General features: G+C 52.2%; 2 protein-coding genes. Both read right to left on the minus strand.

Translation table 11 applies throughout. The annotated features are described in order from the left end of the window. Positions 1 to 142: 142 nt before the first annotated feature. Positions 143 to 703, minus strand: coding sequence for a conjugal transfer protein TrbH (locus C8R30_RS15685; protein WP_258192094.1), 561 nt, complete (start codon positions 701 to 703; stop codon positions 143 to 145). Positions 704 to 705: 2 nt separating this feature from the next. Further along, on the minus strand, positions 706 to 1075 hold a 370-nt coding region (locus tag C8R30_RS15690; RefSeq protein ID WP_181258770.1), incomplete at its 5' end, for a TrbG/VirB9 family P-type conjugative transfer protein.

The following is a 1075-nucleotide window of genomic DNA, read 5'->3' on the forward strand; positions in this document are numbered from 1 at the left end:
AGTAGCATAAATATCAGCATGATGGCGCCGAAGATATAAAGCGGCAGATTGTTGACGCGGCGCACGCCCACGCCCACACCCACGCTTTTGGCAACCGTGTCAGGCGATGTGTCCGGCGATAGCCGCTTATCCGTTGACATCCTCAATGCTCCTGTTGCCTGCGCGCCCACGAGCCCGCGGGTTCGATCTGTCCGGAATGCACTACGAAAGCACGTGTCAGTTTCAGATCTTCGATCAGGATGCTGACATGATACAGATCATCGGAGCGATTGATGATATAGCGTAATGCCAGGCCCGGCCTGGCCTCATCTTGTGTAATCTGCTGAGCGTGTTCATCCGCTTCATCGATCGGTTTGGATAGCACAACCGCCAATAACGGATGATCTTGTTTCACCGTTTCCTGCACGGCATATCCCTGCATGCGCAAGTTGTCGATCAATGCTTGACCGAAAGGATCGCTCGCAGGATGCTGCAGAGCGAATTGTGTGCTGGCAGCCGGATATAGCCGTCCGATCTGGTCTGTCACATCATCCGCCATGACTTGGCTGTACCGGCTGAACGCCGGTGACGGATTCTGGATAAAACTGCCATACGGTTGTGTCATTACACAGCCGCCCAGCAAGAGCAATATAGCTGCACCAATCAGAACAAGTTTATAGGCTAAATAGTTATCGGTTTTAACTATAGATAATCGTAGCATCATGATCAATTCCCCCGTGTAACCGTCACGCGGCTTTGATTGTTACCGGCGCCTGCCACCAGGATTGCCTGGTCGAATAATGCATCCACGATATAGCGGTCACCCTGCAGCCGGTAATTGACCATGACCGTATCGTCTTTCCTGAACAGGCCGCCTTTCTTGTTGAGCAGCAACAAAGTCGGCGCTTCAGTCTGTGCCATGATTCGCGGCATCTGAATAATGGTTTTCTGGCCGTCGTTATACACGCGCACCGGTTTCCATACCGCATTGCCGGAAACCGAATACGCAAAATCGAGATTGCCAAGATATTCTCCGGTTTCAGGGATGACACGCGATTGCCGGATTGCCATCGTGCGGTTTTTCTGGGCTTTGATG

It is taken from the genome of Nitrosomonas nitrosa (assembly GCF_003051105.1).
GTDB lineage: Bacteria > Pseudomonadota > Gammaproteobacteria > Burkholderiales > Nitrosomonadaceae > Nitrosomonas > Nitrosomonas nitrosa.

What these genes read in the sequence shown, in the direction of transcription:
- C8R30_RS15685 (WP_258192094.1), bottom strand. Translation starts at nt 703, where the DNA reads ATGATGCTACGATTATCTATAGTTAAAACCGATAACTATTTAGCCTAT.